12 protein-coding genes are annotated in these 17,682 nt (G+C 64.4%); 8 read left to right on the top strand and 4 right to left on the bottom strand.

Annotated features, from left to right (window positions below):
* Positions 1–176 precede the first annotated feature (176 nt).
* A complete protein-coding gene (locus tag ACQ4WR_RS21005) occupies positions 177–1,682 on the top strand; it encodes a DUF3369 domain-containing protein (RefSeq protein WP_436489698.1) in 1,506 nt (501 codons plus the stop codon).
* 245 nt (positions 1,683–1,927) lie between these two features.
* Here the strand turns inward: ACQ4WR_RS21005 and ACQ4WR_RS21010 are convergent, their stop codons facing one another.
* Positions 1,928–3,871 (bottom strand): GAF domain-containing sensor histidine kinase, encoded by a 1,944-nt coding sequence (locus ACQ4WR_RS21010; protein ID WP_436489700.1) that lies wholly within the window; start codon positions 3,869–3,871, stop codon positions 1,928–1,930.
* 183 nt (positions 3,872–4,054) lie between these two features.
* Between ACQ4WR_RS21010 and ACQ4WR_RS21015 the strand changes: the two genes are divergently transcribed.
* The 5 genes from ACQ4WR_RS21015 to ACQ4WR_RS21035 all read left to right on the top strand — a co-directional run bounded on the left by ACQ4WR_RS21015 (position 4,055) and on the right by ACQ4WR_RS21035 (position 11,777).
* Positions 4,055–5,602 (top strand): C13 family peptidase, encoded by a 1,548-nt coding sequence (locus ACQ4WR_RS21015; RefSeq protein WP_436489702.1) that lies wholly within the window; start codon positions 4,055–4,057, stop codon positions 5,600–5,602.
* A 42-nt stretch (positions 5,603–5,644) separates the two neighbouring features.
* Positions 5,645–6,019, top strand: a complete 375-nt coding sequence (gene czcI, locus ACQ4WR_RS21020) for a cation efflux protein, CzcI family (protein ID WP_436489704.1) — start codon at positions 5,645–5,647, stop codon at positions 6,017–6,019.
* A 106-nt stretch (positions 6,020–6,125) separates the two neighbouring features.
* Positions 6,126–7,364: a TolC family protein gene (locus ACQ4WR_RS21025; RefSeq protein WP_436489706.1), complete on the top strand. Its 1,239-nt coding sequence runs from the start codon at positions 6,126–6,128 to the stop codon at positions 7,362–7,364.
* Between the two features lie 11 nt (positions 7,365–7,375).
* Positions 7,376–8,581 carry an efflux RND transporter periplasmic adaptor subunit gene (locus ACQ4WR_RS21030; protein ID WP_436489708.1) on the top strand — a complete coding sequence of 402 codons (1,206 nt, stop codon included), beginning with the start codon at positions 7,376–7,378 and terminating at the stop codon, positions 8,579–8,581.
* A 25-nt stretch (positions 8,582–8,606) separates the two neighbouring features.
* Positions 8,607–11,777 carry an efflux RND transporter permease subunit gene (locus tag ACQ4WR_RS21035; RefSeq protein WP_436489710.1) on the top strand — a complete coding sequence of 1,057 codons (3,171 nt, stop codon included), beginning with the start codon at positions 8,607–8,609 and terminating at the stop codon, positions 11,775–11,777.
* A gap of 165 nt (positions 11,778–11,942) precedes the next feature.
* Here the strand turns inward: ACQ4WR_RS21035 and ACQ4WR_RS21040 are convergent, their stop codons facing one another.
* Positions 11,943–12,452 (bottom strand): hypothetical protein, encoded by a 510-nt coding sequence (locus ACQ4WR_RS21040; protein ID WP_102297681.1) that lies wholly within the window; start codon positions 12,450–12,452, stop codon positions 11,943–11,945.
* Between the two features lie 365 nt (positions 12,453–12,817).
* Here ACQ4WR_RS21040 and ACQ4WR_RS21045 point away from each other — a divergent pair, with 365 nt between their 5' ends.
* Positions 12,818–13,456 (top strand): Npun_F0296 family exosortase-dependent surface protein, encoded by a 639-nt coding sequence (locus ACQ4WR_RS21045; protein ID WP_180979543.1) that lies wholly within the window; start codon positions 12,818–12,820, stop codon positions 13,454–13,456.
* Between the two features lie 83 nt (positions 13,457–13,539).
* Here the strand turns inward: ACQ4WR_RS21045 and ACQ4WR_RS21050 are convergent, their stop codons facing one another.
* Positions 13,540–13,776: a hypothetical protein gene (locus tag ACQ4WR_RS21050; protein ID WP_146012486.1), complete on the bottom strand. Its 237-nt coding sequence runs from the start codon at positions 13,774–13,776 to the stop codon at positions 13,540–13,542.
* Positions 13,777–13,987: 211 nt separating this feature from the next.
* Between ACQ4WR_RS21050 and ACQ4WR_RS21055 the strand changes: the two genes are divergently transcribed.
* Entirely contained in the window at positions 13,988–14,368 is a 381-nt protein-coding gene (locus ACQ4WR_RS21055) for a hypothetical protein (protein ID WP_436489713.1), read from the top strand.
* On the opposite strand, the gene ACQ4WR_RS21060 is transcribed toward ACQ4WR_RS21055, so the two are convergent.
* Complete coding sequence (locus tag ACQ4WR_RS21060; protein WP_436489715.1) at positions 14,369–17,437, bottom strand: sensor domain-containing diguanylate cyclase; 3,069 nt, start codon at positions 17,435–17,437, stop codon at positions 14,369–14,371.
* Positions 17,438–17,682: the final 245 nt, after the last annotated feature.

Genomic DNA, 17,682 nt, shown 5'->3' on the forward strand with positions numbered 1-17,682 from the left:
TGCTTGTTGCATGAAACTAGTCAATTATTCTTGCTTGTTGTTAATACTTAGCTGTCAGTCTACAATCGACAAAATGCGCCCGAAAAACGCGCAGCGCCGGTAGCAGCACGCGGGATTTTCCTCGTGCAGGCGTCTCAGCATTGCGTCAGTTATGCCTTTTAGCGGAACTTGCCCCTATGTCATTTTTGTCTTCAGCATCGCCCAAGTTACCTCCCTGGAAAGTCCTGCTCGTCGATGATGAACCCGACATCCATGACATCACCAAACTGACACTCAGCCGTTTCCGCCTGGAAGGCCGCGCCCTCAGCTTCGTGCATGCTTACAGCGGCGCCGAAGCCAAGCAGGTGCTGGCGCGCGAGTCCGGCATCGCCCTGGTCTTCCTGGACGTGGTGATGGAGCGCGAAGACAGCGGCCTGGAAGTGGCGCGCTGGATGCGCGAAGACCTGGGCAACCAGTTTACGCGCATCGTGCTGCGCACGGGCCAGCCGGGCCAGGCGCCGGAAGAGCGCGTGATCGTCAACTATGACATCAACGACTACAAGGAAAAGACCGAACTCGACCGCACCAAGCTGTTTACCACCACCTTCGCCGCCCTGCGCGCCTACCGCGACATCATGAAGGTGGAAGAAGCGCGCCTGGCCCAGCTGCATTACCGCGAAGGCCTGGAGCGCGTCATCGCCGCTTCGGCGCACATTTTCAAGCAGCGCAACCTGCGCGACTTCGCCAGCGGCCTGCTGCAGCAAGTCGTCGCCCTGCTGCGCCTGGAAACGAGCATGCTGCTGCGCCTGCGCGGCGCCAGCGCCATCACGGGCGAACAGGATTACGAAATCCTTGCGCAAATCGGCGACACGGACGACGGCATGCTCAGCCCTTCCCTGCTGTCGCAGCTGGACCATGCGAAAAGCAACAAGATCTCGCGCCTGCACGGCGACACCTATGTCGGCTATTTTCCCAACAGCAGCGGCAAAGCCTCCCTGCTGGTCTTGAAAGGCGTGGAAGAAATTTCCGACCTCGATGCGCAATTGCTGGAAGTGTTCTGCTCCGGCGTGGCCATCGCCTTCGACAACATCCTGCTGACGCAGGAAATCACCGATACCCAGGCCGAGCTGATCCTGCGCCTGGGCGACGTGGTCGAATCGCGCTCGCACGAAGGCGGCAACCACGTGCGCCGCATGGCCGAAGTGTGTCAGCTGCTGGCGCAGGCGTCCGGCATGTCGGAAGACGAAACCATGGTGCTGCGCCACGCGGCGCCAATGCATGACATCGGCAAGATTTCCACGCCCGACGCCGTGCTGCTGAAACCGGGCAAGCTCGACGCGGCGGAATGGGAAATCATGAAGCAGCATCCGACGGTGGGCATGTCCATCCTCGACGGTTCGCAGCGCCCGCTGCTCAAGGCGGCAGCCGTGATCGCCCACCAGCACCATGAAAAATACGACGGCAGCGGCTATCCGCAGGGTTTGGTGGGCGAAAACATCCACAAATACGCGCGCATCGCCGCCGTCGCCGACGTCTTCGACGCCCTCATGCACAAGCGCTGCTACAAGGACGCCTGGCCGCTGGAGCGCGTCGTCAGCTACCTGCGCGAAGTGAGCGGCAGCCACCTCGACCCGCAGTATGTGGAATTGCTGATCGCCAACCTCGATGCAGCGCTGGCGCTGAATCAACGTTTCCCGGATTAGCATGCGTACGTCGGATTACGCGGCTGCGCCGCTAATCCGACCTACGTGGCTTCGCGGCTACCAGCAAAACACGCGGCGGCCCAGGCCCCCAACACGGGCATTCCGGGCCAAGCGGGCCTGAAAAATGTCGAGGGCAAGGCGCAGCGACGCAGACAGTATGCCAGTACGGCAAGGAGCTGCAACGCCGCCATCGGCATTTTCTCAGGTCGGCGTCTTCGGCCCGCCGTTTTCAAGTATTCAAGTTGTCAAGCGCTTTTCGGCTCCAGCGGAAAGCGTATCTTGTAATGCAATCCCATGCCCGGCGCGCTGACCACCTTCACCGTGCCGCCCAGCGGCCCCGTCACCAGGTTGTACAGGATATGTGCGCCCAGGCCGCTGCCGCCAGAGCCGCGCTTGGTGGTAAAGAAGGGGTCGAACAGCTGGCCCAGGGTGGCGCTGTCCATGCCCATGCCATCGTCGCTGTAATCGAGTTCCAGCATCTCGCCGGCCGTGCGCGCGCCGATCTTGATTTTGCCCGGCTCGCCTTCGGCAAAGCCGTGCACCAGTGAATTGACCACCATGTTGGTGACGATCTGCGAGACGGCGCCCGGATAGCTGCGCAGCTGCACCTCCGGCGCGCAGTCGATCTCCACCTTGACCGGCTTGCCTTTCAGCTTGGGCTGCAGCGACAGCAGGACTTCGTCCAGGTATTTGCGCAAATTAAAACTGCGCAATTCGTCCGACGACTGGTCGACGGCCACCTGCTTGAAGCTGCGCACCAGCGCCGCGGCGCGCTGGGTGTTCGTCGTCATGATGCGCAGCGTCTGGTCGATGATGTCGAAGAACTGCTGCAGGCCGTCTTCATCGAGCTGGCCGGCCGCCAGGTCTTCGCGCGTGAGTTTCAGTTCCTGCACCAGGTGGCTGGTGGCCGTCACGCAAATGCCCAGTGGCGTGTTGATTTCATGCGCCACGCCCGCTACCAGGCGGCCCAGCGAGGCCAGTTTTTCCTGGCGCACCAGTTCCGACTGCGCTTCCTGCAGCTTGCTCAAGGCGCTGTTCAGGGCCGCGTTCTGTTCTTCCAGCGTTTCCTTGGCGCGGCGCATGGCGCCGTCAGCCTGGATGCGCGCCATCGCCACGGCCACGTGGCTGGCCATGAAGGCCAGCACGTCCAGTTCCGCCTGGCCATACACGACGGACTCGTCATAGCTTTGCACGATGATCACTCCATATTTCCGGTCGCCCAGCAGCATCGGCGCGCCCATCCAGCTGGCGATGCCGGTATTGCCCAGCGGCTCTTCCATCTCGCCGCTGGCCACCAGCGCCGCATAGCTTTGCGCATCGAGCAGGCAGGCCTGGCGGCGCGCCAGCACATACGAACTCATGCCGATGCCGTAGTGAAAGCGTTTCACGGGCGCCTGCGCATCCTTTTCATCGACAAAGTACGGAATCGTGATGTCCTTGTTGTCGCGGTGGTACAGGGCAATGAGGAAATTTTTCGCCGTCACCAGTTCGCTGATGATGGCGTGCAGGCGCGCGTACAGGGTCGTCGCATCGGACACCTGCGCCGACAGGTTGGCGATTTCATACAGCGCATGCTGCAGGTTTTCCGCGCGGCGCCGCTCGGCCACTTCGTGGGCCAGCAGGGCCGTGCGCTCCTGTACCGCCTTTTCCAGCCGGTCCATGCTCTGCATGCCCTGCAGCGCGCTCGACACATGCGTGGCGATCAGCGCGAACAGGGCCTGGTCTTCCAGGCTGAAACGGTGCTCCGCGTCGTAGCTCTGGATGACGATGGCGCCCAGCACCTGGTGCTGCTGGTCCAGCAGCGGGCAGCCGATCCAGTGCTCGGCCGCCGTGCCGCCGCCCCAGGCCCCGCCGCCGATGGCGCGCATGGCGTCGTCGTCGGCCGTCATCACCAGCTGCTTGCCGTTGACGATGACCCAGGCCGTGGGCGACTGCGCGGCACTGGCCAGGCGCACGCCCACGCCGGCCTCGGGCGCGGCGTCGAATTCATCGACAAAATACGGAAAACGCACCAGACCGTCGTCGCGGTCGCTCAACGCCACATAAAAATTGGCCGCATACATGATGCGACCCAGCGCCGCGTGCACGGCCTGCAGGAATTCGCTGATATCGCTGCAGGTACTGGCGCGCTGGCCGATTTCCAGCAACACGGTTTGCACGGCTTCCAGGCGGCTGAGACGACTTTCCATGGCTTGACGGCTACCTTCCGAGAGATATGTTCTGAAAATCAATATTATCAGTTCAGTCCTGCCTTGGCACGGCTAAAAAAGCAGAATCTTGCCTTGAGGCACGGCAACACACGCCACACCAGTATTTGCCACCTTGGCGATACAGTGGCAGACTAGGCCCTCCCTACAGACCAGATCGTCCTCATGACCGCCACGCTACGCGCTTCCCTTCGTCCCTACACCCTCGCCGGCCTGCTGGCGTTTGCCGCGCTGGGCATGCCGCCGCTGTGCGCCGCGCCAGCCAAGGCGCCGGCGGCGGAGACGGCCGATGGCGGGCGCTACTTCGGCCCCCTGGTCGAAGGCAAGATGCATGGCCAGGGCCGCCTGGAATATGCGAGCGGCGCGTTTTACGAAGGAGGCTTCGCGCGCGGCGTGTTTTCCGGCCAGGGCCGGCTGCGCCAGGCCTCGGGCGTGGAATACACGGGCGCCTTCCGCCAGGGCGCCTTCGATGGCCAGGGCCGCTATACCTCGCCCAAGGGCGAGCTGTACGTGGGCAGTTTCGTCAAGGGCAGCTTCGACGGCGAAGGCCGCTTCCAGGGCGCCGATGGCGCCACCTTCGAAGGCCACTTCAAGAACTGGCGCCCGCACGGCGCCGGCAGGCTGACCGATACCGATGGCACCGTCTTCGAAGGCCAGTTCGTCCAGGGGCAAGTGCTGGGCAAGGCGAAAGTCGTCACCAGCGACGGCATCCACTACGAAGGCGAACTGAAAGACTGGAAATTCGAGGGTGTAGGCGTGCTGCGCACGGCCGACGGCGATGAATACCGGGGCGGCTTCAAGAATGGCCAGTTCGATGGCAAGGGCGTGCTGCGCTATGCCGTGGCGCAGGCGGACGGCCGGCGCGAAGACAGCGGCAACTGGACGGAAGGCCAGCTGGACGACCCGGCCCTGGACAAGCTCACGCGCGACAACATCGAAGTGGCCCTGTACAACCAGCGCAGCCTGCTGGAAGGGGCATTGGCGCGCATCGCGGCGCGCGACCCGGCAAAGAAAATCAATCTCTACCTGCTGGGCGTGGCAGGCGACGGCGCGCAGGAAGTATTTCGCCGCGAAACGGCCTTCGTGCAGCGCCAGTTCGACCGCGACTATGGCACCACGGGCCGTTCTTTGATGCTCGTCAACAGCCGCAACACGGTGGCGCAGCAGCCGATGGCCACGCGCACCAGCATCCGCGCCAGCCTCGACGCCCTGGGCGCGAAGATGGACAAGCAGAACGACATCCTGTTCCTGTTCCTCACCAGCCATGGTTCACCCGAGCACGAACTGGCGCTGGCGCAAAACGGCATGGACCTGCACAGCCTGCCCGCGCAAGAGCTGGCGGGCATGCTCAAGCACAGCGGCATCCGCTGGAAAGTCATCGTCGTGTCCGCCTGCTATGCGGGCGGCTTCATCGCGCCATTAAAAGATGACAACACCCTCATCATCACGGCCGCGCGCAGCGACCGCACCTCGTTCGGCTGCGACGACCAGAACGATTTTACGTATTTCAGCGAAGCGTACTTCAAGGAAGCGCTGCCCAGAAGCGCCGGCTTTGCCGAAGCCTTCGAGCAAGCCAAGGTGCTGGTGCGGGCGCGCGAGGCGGCCGACTTTAGCGCTGGCGGCATGGAGGCGGAAGAACATTCCGAGCCGCAGCTGTTCCAGGGCAAGGCCATCGCCGCGCAACTGGCGGCCTGGCGCGCACAGCCGCGCTAAGCGCAGCGCGGCCTTTCTTTGTTCTGTACAATAGCCGTCACCATGCGCCGATTCTTCCTCATTTTCCTGCTGTTCGTGCTTCCGCTCCAGATGTCCTGGGCCGCGGCGAGCGCGTATTGCCTGCATGAAGAAGGCAAGGCGGCGCAGCACCTGGGCCACCACAGCCACCAGCACAAGGCCGAGGCAGATGCGGATAAACAGCCTGCCGGCGACAAAAAAGTGGCGGACCAGCAGAAAAAAGGCCAGCCGCACAGCGACTGCAACGTCTGCCATGGCATCGGCCATGCATGGCTGCCGGCCGGCTCCAGCCTGCCCGTGTTCGATACGGCGTCCGTCAACGCCGACACCTCCCCCTTCTTTTACGCTTCGCACATCCCGGACGTTCCCAAGCGCCCTGACTGGTCGTCGGCCACCTAGGCCGACGGGACGTCTCATTCCACTGATCGCAATACACGCGCCTGATCAACCCGGGCGCTAGCCTGCGCGTCCCGTCGAATTCTTTTCCATGCTTTTGGAGAATTCGATGTACCGATCCATCTATCTGTTCTTGCTCTCCGCCGGCCTACTGGCCGGCAACGTCGTCCATGCCCAGGCGACACAGGAAGCCGCGGGTCCCCTGACCCTGCCAGCGGCCCTGCTGCTCGCCGAAAACGGCAACGCCACCCTGTCGGCCGCCCGCCATGAACTGGCGGCCCAGGGCGGCGCCCTGCAGCAGGCGCGCGCCTTGCCCAATCCGGAACTGCAAACAGTGCTGGAAGATACGCGCCGCGCCACGCGCAGCACCACCGTACAGCTCAATCAATTAATCGAGCTGGGCGGCAAGCGCGGCGCCCGCACGGCCGCCGCCCAGCGCGGCGAAGACGTGGCGCAAGCGGGCCTGGCCCAGCAGCAGGCGGACACCCGCGCGGCAGTCACGAGTGCCTTTGTCGACGTGCTGGCGGCACAGGAAGGCTTGCGTCTGGCCGACAGCGCGCAGACGCTGGCCGCGCGCGCCAGCGACATCACGGCGCGCCGGGTGACGGCCGGCAAGGCGTCCCCGGTCGAGGAAACGCGTGCCCGCGTGGCCGAGGCCAGCGTGCGCCTGGAGCTGAACCTGGCGCGCAGCGCCCTGGCCAGCGCCCGCAAGCGCCTGGCCGCCCTGTGGGGCAACGCCACGCCCCGTTTCACCCAGGCCGATGGCCGCCTGGAAACCTTGCCCGAGCTGCCGCCGGCAAGCGAGCTGGCGGCGCGCTTGCCGGCGGCGCCTGCCGTGCGCCAGGCGCAAAGTGCCTTGGCGCAGCGGCAAGCCTTGCTGGACGTGGAACAGCGGCGTGCCACGCCCGACGTCACGGTCAGCGTGGGCATGAAGCGTTCGGAAGAGCTGGGCCGCAACCAGGCCATCATCGGGCTGGCCTTGCCGCTGCCCCTGTTCGACCGCAACGCGGGCAATAAACTCGACGCCCTGCGCCGCAGCGACAAGGCCAGCGACGAGCTGGCCGCCGCCCGCATCGACGTGCAAACGGCCGTGTCCGCCGCTAGCGAACGCCTGGCAACGGCCCGGCTTGACGTGGAAAGCTTGCGCCGCGACATCTTGCCCGGCGCCCAAAGCGCCTACGACGCGGCCAGCAAGGGCTTCGAGTTTGGCAAGTTCGCCTTCCTTGACGTGCTCGATGCCCAGCGCACTTTGCTGCAAGCCAAAAACCAGTACCTGCGCGCCCTCACCGAAGCGCACCAGGCCGCCGCCGAGATCGAGCGCCTGCTGGGCGCCCCCGCTTCCCTGTAAGGAACAGCCATATGAACATCAAACTCAACAAGAAACAAACCATCGCCATCGCGTCGATCGCCGTGATCGGCATCGTGCTGGCCGGCCTGATCCTTGGTACGGGCAAGTCCGGCGCCCCCGCCGCCCCCGCCGCCAAGGCGGAAGCACATGCTGAAAAGAAGGACGAGCACGGCCACGAAGCAGTCGAGGGCAAGCTGGAACTGACGGCCGCGCAAGCCAGGGCGGCCGGCGTCGTCATCGCCACGGCCGCGCACGGCCGCATCAAGACCACCGTCGCCCTGCCCGGCGAAATCCGTTTCAATGAAGACCGCACGGCGCACGTCGTGCCGCGCCTGGCTGGGGTGGTGGAAGCCGTGCAGGCCGACCTGGGCCAGCTGGTGAAAAAGGGACAAGTGCTGGCCGTCATCGCCAGCACGGACCTGTCGGAACAGCGCAGCGAACTGCTGTCGGCGCAGCGGCGCTTGTCGCTGGCCCGCTCCACGTATGAGCGCGAGGAAAAACTGTGGCGCGAAAAAATCTCCGCCGAACAGGATTACCTGCAGGCGCAGCAAGCGTGGCGCGAAGCGGAAATCGCCGTGCAGAACGCGCAGCAAAAGCTCAGCGCGCTGGGCGCCACCGGTGCCGCCAAGGGGCCGTTGAACCGCTATGAAATCCGCGCGCCCTTCGATGGCATGGTGCTGGAAAAACATATCGCGCTGGGCGAGGCGGTCAAGGAAGACGCGAACATTTTCGTCATTTCCGACCTGTCGACCGTGTGGGCGGAAATCGCCGTGCCCGCAAAAGACCTGGCCACCGTGCGCGTGGGAGGCAAGGCGGAAGTCAATGCCAGCGCCTTTGATGCCAGCGCGAAAGGCACGATCACCTATGTAGGCGCCTTGCTGGGCGAACAGACACGCACGGCCAAGGCGCGCATCAGCCTGGCGAACCCCGACATGGCCTGGCGCCCGGGCCTGTTTGTCAGCGTGGAAGTGGTCTCCGGCGAGGCCGATGCGCCCGTCACGGTGCAAACGCAAGCCATCCAGACGGTGGAAGACAAGCCCGTCGTCTTCGTGCAGGTGAAAGAGGGTTTCCAGGCGACGCCCGTGGTGCTGGGGCGCAGCGATGGCAAGTGGACGGAGATCAGGCAAGGCTTGCCCGCCGGCACGCCGTACGCGGCGCAAGGCAGCTTCGTGCTGAAGTCCGAGCTGGGCAAAGATGCCGCCGGCCACGAACACTGATCACGTCAAGCCAAAGGAAACCATCATGTTTGAACGCTTGATCCGCTTCGCCATCGACCAGCGCTGGCTGGTGATGCTGGCCGTGGCCGCCATGGCCGGCCTGGGCATCTACAGCTACCAGAAGCTGCCCATCGACGCCGTGCCCGACATCACCAATGTGCAGGTGCAAATCAATACCCAGTCGGCCGGCTATTCGCCGCTGGAAACCGAGCAGCGCGTCACATTCCCCATCGAGACGGCCATGGCCGGCTTGCCGAATCTGGAGCAGACGCGCTCGCTGTCGCGCTATGGCCTGTCGCAGGTGACCGTGATCTTCAAGGATGGCACGGACATTTATTTTGCCCGCCAGATGATCAACGAGCGCCTGCAGGAAGCCAAGGAAAGCCTGCCGGCCGGCATCACGCCGAAGATGGGACCCGTTTCCACGGGCCTCGGTGAAATCTACCTGTGGACGGTGGAAACGCAAGACGGCGCGAAGAAGCCCGACGGCACGCCGTACACGCCGACGGACTTGCGCGAAATCCAGGACTGGATCATCAAGCCGCAGCTGCGCAATGTCACGGGCGTGACGGAAATCAATGCCATCGGCGGTTACGCCAAGCAATACCAGGTGGCACCCTACCCGGAAAAACTGGCCGCCTACGGCATCAGCCTGCAAGACGTGGTGACGGCGCTCGAACGCAACAATGGCAACGTGGGCGCCGGCTATATCGAAAAGCAGGGCGAGCAGCTGCTGATACGCGCGCCGGGCCAGGTGGCCTCGAAAGAGGATATCGGCAACATCGTCGTCGCCAACGTACAGGGCGTGGCCATCCGCATCCGCGACGTGGGCGACGTGCTGATCGGGCGCGAACTGCGCACGGGCGCGGCCACGGAAAACGGCCGCGAAGTGGTGCTGGGCACCGTCTTCATGCTGATCGGCCAGAACAGCCGCGCCGTCTCGCAGGCCGTCGACAAGAAGATGGTGGAAATCAACCGCAGCCTGCCCAAGGGCGTGCACGCCGTCACCGTGTATGACCGCACGGTGCTGGTCGACAAGGCCATCAATACGGTGAAGAAAAACCTGCTGGAAGGCGCGGTATTGGTGATCGCCATCCTGTTCCTCTTCCTCGGCAATATTCGCGCGGCCGTCATCACGGCCATGGTGATTCCGCTGGCCATGCTGTTTACCTTTACCGGCATGGTGCAATACCATGTGAGCGCCAACCTGATGAGTCTGGGGGCGCTGGACTTCGGCATCATCATCGATGGCGCCGTGGTGATCGTGGAAAACTGCGTGCGCCGCCTGGCCCATGCGCAGCAAAAGCTGGGCCGGCCGTTGACCTTGCAGGAACGTTTTCAGGAAGTGTTTGCCGCATCGCAAGAGGCGCGCCGCCCATTGCTGTACGGCCAGCTGATCATCATGGTGGTGTACCTGCCCATCTTCGCCCTGACGGGCGTGGAAGGCCGCATGTTTACGCCGATGGCCTTGACGGTCGTCATCGCCCTGCTGGGCGCCATGCTGCTGTCGATCACCTTCATCCCTGCCGCCGTGGCGCTGTTTATCGGCGACAAGGTGGCGGAGAAGGAAAACGCCATCATGCGCGCCGCCAAGCGCTGGTATGCGCCCGCGCTGGACACGGTGATGCGCAACACGCCCGTCGTGTTGACGGGCGCGACGGTGGCCGTGGTGCTGTCGGGCTTGCTGGCCACGCGCATGGGCAGCGAATTCGTGCCCAGCCTGAACGAGGGCGACATCGCCATCCAGGCCCTGCGCATCCCCGGCACCAGCCTGAGCCAGTCGCTGGCCATGCAGCAGCAGCTGGAAAACAAGCTGATGGCAAACCACAAGGAAATCGCCCGCGTGTTTGCCCGCACGGGAACAGCCGAGATTGCGTCCGACCCCATGCCGCCGAATATTTCCGATGGCTACATCATGCTCAAGCCGCGCAAGGAATGGCCGGAACCGAAGAAACCGCGCGAGCAGTTGCTGGCGGAAATCGAAGCGACAGCCACCAGCTTGCCGGGCAACAATTATGAGTTCTCGCAACCGATCCAGCTGCGCTTCAATGAACTGATTTCCGGCGTACGCAGCGACGTGGCCGTGAAACTGTTCGGCGACGACATGCTTGTCCTCGACAGCACGGCGGCGAAGATCGCCGGCGTGCTGGGCAAGATTCCCGGCGCCACGGAAGTGAAGGTCGAGCAGACCACGGGCCTGCCCATGCTGACGGTGCAGATCGACCGCGAGCAGACGGCCCGCTATGGCCTCAACATTGCTGACGTGCAATCGGCGATTGCCACGGCCATCGGCGGGCAGGCAGCGGGCACCCTGTTCCAGGGCGACCGCCGCTTCGACATCGTCGTGCGCCTGCCTGACAGCCTGCGCAGCGACCTGGAGCAGCTGAAACGCCTGCCCATCGCCCTGCCCCAGGGCGCGGGCGCGGAAGGGCGCGCGCGCTTCATCCCGCTGGGCGAAGTGGCCAGCCTGCAAGTAGCGCCGGGGCCGAACCAGATCAGCCGCGAAGACGGCAAGCGCCGCATCGTCGTCAGCGCCAATGTGCGCGGGCGCGATATCGGCTCGTTCGTGGCAGACGCCACGCAGCAGCTGCAGGCGCAAGTGGCCATTCCCGCCGGTTACTGGACCAGCTGGGGCGGCCAGTTCGAACAATTGCAGTCAGCCACCAAGCGATTGGAACTGGTGGTGCCAGTGGCGCTGGCCCTCGTCTTCGTCTTGCTGTTCGCCATGTTCGGCAACGTGAAAGATGGCTTGCTGGTGTTCAGCGGCATCCCGTTCGCCTTGACGGGCGGCATCATCGCCCTGTGGCTGCGCGATATCCCCATGTCGATTTCGGCGGCGGTCGGCTTCATCGCCCTGTCCGGCGTGGCCGTGCTCAACGGCCTGGTGATGATCGCCTTCATCCGCCAATTGCGCGAGCAGGGCATGCCCTTGCAGCAGGCGATACGCGAGGGGGCGATTACCCGCCTGCGGCCCGTGCTGATGACGGCGCTGGTGGCCTCGCTGGGCTTCGTGCCGATGGCGATTGCCACGGGCACGGGCGCCGAAGTGCAGCGCCCGCTGGCCACCGTGGTCATCGGCGGCATCTTGTCGTCGACGGCCTTGACCCTGCTGGTGCTGCCGCTGCTGTACCGGCTCGCATATCGCAGGAAAGAAGAGGAGGCAGGTCGGATTAGCGTGGCCGAAGGGCACGCGTAATCCGACACATTGTTGGCTCTGGTCGCGTCGGATTACGGCCTTTCAGGCCTAATCCGACCTACGCCTGCCGCTGCTGCACCGGCTCGCATATGCTGCACGAGGCAGGTCGGATTAGCGCGCAAGCGCGTAATCCGACACATTGTTGGCGCAAGTGGTGGCGCCGGATTACGGACGGCGGTAGCCGCCCTCGATCCAGTTCGCCGCCGAGGTCGCATTGAACTTGAACGCGGCCGAGGTGCGCACCTTGGCGATCTGCTCGCCGTCGGCGTCGTAGGCGCTCAGCTCGGCATACGGGTGGTCTTCGTCCGGCACGATGTCAAACATCACCTTGACTTGCCCCTCGTCGGTGGCGACGAACAGGTTCTTGTGCAGCTGCGCGTGCAGCTGCTGCTCGTGGCGGCGCAGCACTTCCGAGGCCGTCTTGACCAAGGTGTTGAAGGCGTTGACGTCGAGCGGCTTGGGGTTTTTCTTGTCGCGGCCCATGGTCCACGGACCCACCAGCGCCGGCTCCGGTTCGCCATCCTTGATCATGGCCACGGCCCAGCCTTCGTCTTCCTCATTCTTGATGACCCGCGCCGTCCAGCCATTGCCTACCCACAGGCGCGGCTCCTGAATCGGGGCGTCGTTGTCTTGCTCGGCTGCTGCGTCGGAAAAGTCGGGGAAATCGGTACTCATGGCGGTGCTCGTGATGGAAGGTCGGGGCTAGCATGATAGTCGAAAATGCCCGTCCGTGCCGTCTTGCCGCCCGCCAAAGCGCTGCGCGCCTTAGACGATCTGGGCAATAAAGCAAGGTATCAAATTAGTAGCTTCATTCTAGCGATCGAGCTTTGATATTGCTCAAGTAAACCTATTATTAATTTGCAATCTGAATTGTGTTTTTTATATTCAAATATTGCATTCAGTAATGCTTGGCCACAAGAAATTTTCTCCCTCTGCGACGCCCCTCGTCCCCGCACGCCGCACCGTATCGCCACGCCAGGCAAGCATGTCATCGCCTTGAGAAAAGTTGCGCACAACCATACAAATCAGAGGGATTACACATGAAACTGTTCACCACACTGGCCTTGGCCACGCTGACTGTCGCCGCAGGTAGCGCGAGCGCCGTCCCCACCTTCACCACGGGCGGCACCGCACTTGCCAATGAAGGCCTCGTCACTTCCGTGGCAGGCGCCACGACGATCAACTTCAACGACGGCCTATTGCCAAGCAACTACACGGGCGCCGTGTTTACCAGCAACCACCCCAGCTATGCGGCGCAACCGCCGAACGACATGACGGCCTTTTATTCCGTCGGCGTCTCGGATGGCCAGATCACCCCGGGCGTGGCCACCTTCAATGGCGGCCTCAGCTATTTTGGTTTCTACATGGGTTCGCCAGACACGTATAACAGCGTCGTCTTCACCATGGGCGATAACAGCACGGTCATCCTGAGCGGCTCGGAAATCGCCGCCATGGGTGGCGTCAGCCCGAATGGCGACCAGTCAGTCGGCCTGTATGTGAACGCCTGGGCTGGCGCAGGGGCGAAGTTCACCTCCATCGCCTTCCATTCGCCTAACCAGAACGCATTTGAAAGCGACAACCACGCCTACATTACGGCCGTACCGGAGCCGGAAACCTATGCCATGCTGCTCGCCGGCCTGGGCTTGCTGGGTTTCATGCTGCGCCGCAAATCATCCTGAGTGCCTGGCAAGCACTGGCAAAAGCCCGCAGCGCGGGCTTTTTTACTGCCAGTTTCGTCACCGCCGTGACTGGCGAACTGCTGTCAGCACATCGACATGGCAGGCCGGCCGGGCCAGGTCAGGGGCGGGCCGGGCGGCACCCAGCGCGGGTCGATCGCGGGCAGCGGTGCGTGGTAATTGAAAGGATTGATGATGATCGGTGGAATAGCCGATGGCGCGCCGACGGGCTCGGCACAAGACTGCGTGGCGCTACGCTGGCGCGTGATTCGACGGTCGGCAGGGGATAGCGATTGATCCCCGGTATCTGCAAACAAAAGCATGTTGCCCTCCTTGCGAGACTGAGGTGTTCAGTATAGGACGGCTTACGCGTATTACAAGAAAAGAAATCTTGTTGTGAATGAGTGTTTTCGGCCCATCACGACCTTCCATACCGTGATTTTGACCGCCTGTCGCACGCCGCTGGCGACGCCGGCGGTGCGCCACTACAGTGTGACCATGCCGCACCCAGTCACCCATCCCCAGAGGCTTACCATGAAAAAATTGCTCACCTTCGCCCTCATCCTCATGCTGGCCTGCCTGTTCCTCGACAAGATCGGCGCCACGGACATGCACATGCACATGCAGCTTGACGGCGACGAGATCGACGGTCCGCTGGAGTGGCTGTTCGGCCTGGTGTTTGCCGGCGGCGGCCTGCTGATCGCGGCCCTCGCGCTGGTGTTCGCCGCCGTCGTGACGGGCGTGATCCTGGCCGGAGTGGGCATGGTGCTGGTGGTCGTCGTCGCCTGCTGCGTGGTGCTGGCGCTGGCCCTCAGCACGCCCGTGCTGCTGCCCTTGCTGATTCCCGTCGCCATCGTCTGGCTGCTGGTCAGCCGCAACCGCAGGCAGTCGCGGGCACAGCAGCAAAGCCTGTAATCACTTGGCCATGAATTTGCTGAGCACGCCGTCTCCGCTGCCCTCGTTCTGCTCGATGCGGTTGCGCCCGCCCCGCTTGGCGCGGTACAGGGCCTCGTCGGCGCGCGCCAGCACGGCGTCGCAATCGGCATCGGTGCCCGCCATGGCCGCCATGCCGATGCTCACCGTGACGGTGATCAGGATGCCGCCATCGGTGGTCAGGGAACTTTCCGCCACGCGCCGGCGCAGCCGCTCGGCAAACACGGCGGCGGCGCCCAGGTCGGTACCCGGCAGCAGGATGGCGAATTCCTCGCCGCCCACGCGACCCGGCACGTCGACCTTGCGCAGCGCCTGATACATCAGGGCGCCCAGGTGGCGCAGCACGGCATCGCCCACGGCGTGGCCATGGTCATCGTTGACGCGCTTGAAGTGATCGATGTCAAGCATCAGCACGGTGGCGCAGCTGGCCAGTTCCCTCTGCAGCCGCGCATGTTCGTTTTCCAGCGAGGCCATGAACTGGCGCCGGTTCGGCAGGCCCGTCAGGAAATCCGTGGTGGCCAGCTGCAGCAGCTCCGCATTCATGCGTTTGCGCTCGGTGATATCGAGCGAGGACACCATGATGAAATCGAGGCTGTCCGCATGGCCGGGCATCACCAGCAAGCTCAATTCATTCTGCCGCGCCGCGCCATCGAGGCGCACAAAACTGCTCTCGCATTCGTACAGGTGGGCGCCGCCGGCCAGCGCCAGCAAGGCATCGCCGAAGCGGGGCAAGGCGCTGTCGTCGAAATTCTGCGCCAGGCTCAAGGCGCCACGGCGCTGGTCCTCGTCGTTGGCGCGCACCTGCGCCAGCGCGGCGCCGTTCGCATCGATGATGCGCACCAGTCCGGCCAGGCGGCGCAGCTCGGCAGGATCATCGCGCCAGTACGCGCCCAGGTCGCTCACCCCCGCTTGCGCCAAGGCATCGAGCGCGGCGCGCACGGCCGACCAGTCCTGCTCCCACAAGGCCACGGGCGCGTGGTCGTACAGGCTGCGGAAACGCGCCTCGCCGGCACGCAGGGCCAGTGCCACCTGCGCCTGCTCGATGGCCATGCCGGCCAGGTTGGCCGCCTCGCCCAGGCGCGCCAGATGGGCCGCGCCGGGCAGCGCGGGCTGCCGGTGATAGGCCATCAGCACGCCGAGTATCTTGCCCGAGCCGCCCCGCACGGGTTCGGCCCAGCACGATTGCAGCTGGGCCCGCCACGCCAGTTCCAGCGAGCCCTGCACATTGCCCTGCGGCCCGGCGTCGGCATGCAGGTCGGCATGCAGGTCGGCAACAATCACCCGCTGGCCGCTGGTCACGGCTTGCGCGGCGATGCCGTGCACGCCGTGCAGCATGCCAAGATCGTGGCCATGGCTGGAGAGGTTGAAAAACGCGGGCAGGCCGGGCGCCGCTCCCAGCACCAGGCGGTGCCGGCTTTCATCGAGCAAGAGTATGCTGCACAGCATGGCTGGATGGTCGGCCTGCAAGGCCAGCACCACGCTTTCCAGCACCCGCTCCAGGGGCGCGCCCGTGGCCAGCATTTCCAGCACTTGCCGCCGCGTATGCTCGCGCCGCTCCATCTGGCTGCGCTCGCTGATATCGCGGAAGGTCCACAGCCGCGCCTGCTCATTGCCAAGCTGCATGCTGCGCACATACTGCTCGATCACCCGCCCGTCGCGCAGGTGCAGCACGTCGCGCCGCTCACGGTGGCCATCCGGCGCCAGCGTGCGTGCCCCAAGGAAAGGCGCGGCTTGCTCCAGCTGGCTTTCCACATGGCGCACCAGCGCTTCGCCATCGGCTTGCCAGTCAAGCGCATCGGGCACTTGCCACAGGTCGCGGAAGCGCCGGTTCGACGTGAAGATGCGCCCATGGATGTTATCAACCAGGATGCCGTCAATAGTCGAATCGAGGATGTTGCGCAGCATGGCCTGGCTGCGCTGCGCCGCCTCGGCCATCGCCATCACGCTGGCCTGGCCCTGTTCCAGCTGGCCGGCCATCTCGCTGGCGCGCGCCAGCGCCACCCGGGCGCGCGCGCGGCTGGCCGCCAGCAGCCAGGCGGCCAGCGCCAGCGCCATGCTGACCAGCACACCCATCCAGGCGACCGCCCGCGGCCGCGACAGGGCGTCGCCATCGAAGCCGGGCATGGCGCGCACGCGCATGCTCCACGCATGGCCGGCGATGATGATGGCTTGCTGCGCGGCCAGCGTGCGCGATGCATCAGCGGACGCGGTGCCCGGCATGCTGTCGTACATCAGGCTGGCGTCGGTCAGCTGCGTACCGTCATAGATTTCCAGGTCCAGCTGGCGCGACGCCTCGCCGCCCACGCCGCGCATCAGGTCGCCCATACGGAAGGGCGCGAAGACCCAGGCGCGCAGCGCCGCGCGGCGCTGCGCCACGCTGGCGCGCGGCAAGCCATTGTCATACACGGGCAAGACCACCAGGAAACCATAGGCATCGCCGCTGCTGCCGTCCTGCACCAGGCGGATCTTGCCCGTCATGGCGGCCTGCCCCGTATCGCGCGCCTGCTCCAGCGCGGCGCGGCGCACGGGCTCTGACAGGATATCGTAGCCAAACGCCAGCGCATTGCTCTCGTTCAGCGGTTCCAGGTAGGCGATCGGTGCATGCCACGGGCGCTGGCCCGGCGGACGGATGGCATAGCCGGGATAGCCTTCCGCGCGCACCTGCGCTTCGTGCTGCGCACGCGCCGTGCCGGGCAGCAGCGGCAGATAGCCGATGCCGTGGATGCCGGGGAAATGCCGGTCGACCTGCTGCGCCGCCAGGTAGGCGCGAAATTCGCCGCGCGTGACATCCTGCGAACTGGCATACAGGCCCTGCACGCCATGCAGCACCTGGATGTAGGTCTGCATGCGGCCGACTATACTGTTGAGCAATTCGCGGACCCGGAAATCAAAATCGGCGCGCACTTGCTGCACGCTGGCATCGTGCACATTGCGCCAGGCGCCATACGTCAGTCCCAGGCACAGCGCCAGCACCAGCGCGGCAAACAGGCGTGGCCCCACCCAGTCCGAGACGGGCCTGGCAAACCATGACGAAGGCGCGCGTGTATGCATGACGGGATGGAAATCTGAGCGGGTCGCTATCCTCTTCACGGCCAGGAATGCGGCTGGCAGCGGGCTGAACGGCTACCAACGGTAGTCGATGAGAATGATAGTACGTTACAGCGGGCGGCCTTGCAATGACGTATTTTGTAGGAAAAAGATCACATATTTCACATGTGCAATTATGTATTCCCCGGGAAAATTCGTTGCCGGGAATACCAAGCGACGCGCAGATGCGCGGCACGGGAAAGGAGCGG

This window comes from Janthinobacterium amylolyticum, assembly GCF_051380655.1.
Lineage (GTDB): Bacteria > Pseudomonadota > Gammaproteobacteria > Burkholderiales > Burkholderiaceae_D > Janthinobacterium.

Bases quoted from the DNA above. Each gene is read 5' to 3' on its own strand.
- ACQ4WR_RS21005 (WP_436489698.1), top strand. From the start codon at position 177: ATGTCATTTTTGTCTTCAGCATCGCCCAAGTTACCTCCCTGGAAAGTC.
- ACQ4WR_RS21010 (WP_436489700.1), bottom strand. From the start codon at position 3,871: ATGGAAAGTCGTCTCAGCCGCCTGGAAGCCGTGCAAACCGTGTTGCTG.
- ACQ4WR_RS21015 (WP_436489702.1), top strand. From the start codon at position 4,055: ATGACCGCCACGCTACGCGCTTCCCTTCGTCCCTACACCCTCGCCGGC.
- czcI (WP_436489704.1), top strand. From the start codon at position 5,645: ATGCGCCGATTCTTCCTCATTTTCCTGCTGTTCGTGCTTCCGCTCCAG.
- ACQ4WR_RS21025 (WP_436489706.1), top strand. From the start codon at position 6,126: ATGTACCGATCCATCTATCTGTTCTTGCTCTCCGCCGGCCTACTGGCC.
- ACQ4WR_RS21030 (WP_436489708.1), top strand. From the start codon at position 7,376: ATGAACATCAAACTCAACAAGAAACAAACCATCGCCATCGCGTCGATC.
- ACQ4WR_RS21035 (WP_436489710.1), top strand. From the start codon at position 8,607: ATGTTTGAACGCTTGATCCGCTTCGCCATCGACCAGCGCTGGCTGGTG.
- ACQ4WR_RS21040 (WP_102297681.1), bottom strand. From the start codon at position 12,452: ATGAGTACCGATTTCCCCGACTTTTCCGACGCAGCAGCCGAGCAAGAC.
- ACQ4WR_RS21045 (WP_180979543.1), top strand. From the start codon at position 12,818: ATGAAACTGTTCACCACACTGGCCTTGGCCACGCTGACTGTCGCCGCA.
- ACQ4WR_RS21050 (WP_146012486.1), bottom strand. From the start codon at position 13,776: ATGCTTTTGTTTGCAGATACCGGGGATCAATCGCTATCCCCTGCCGAC.
- ACQ4WR_RS21055 (WP_436489713.1), top strand. From the start codon at position 13,988: ATGAAAAAATTGCTCACCTTCGCCCTCATCCTCATGCTGGCCTGCCTG.
- ACQ4WR_RS21060 (WP_436489715.1), bottom strand. From the start codon at position 17,437: ATGCATACACGCGCGCCTTCGTCATGGTTTGCCAGGCCCGTCTCGGAC.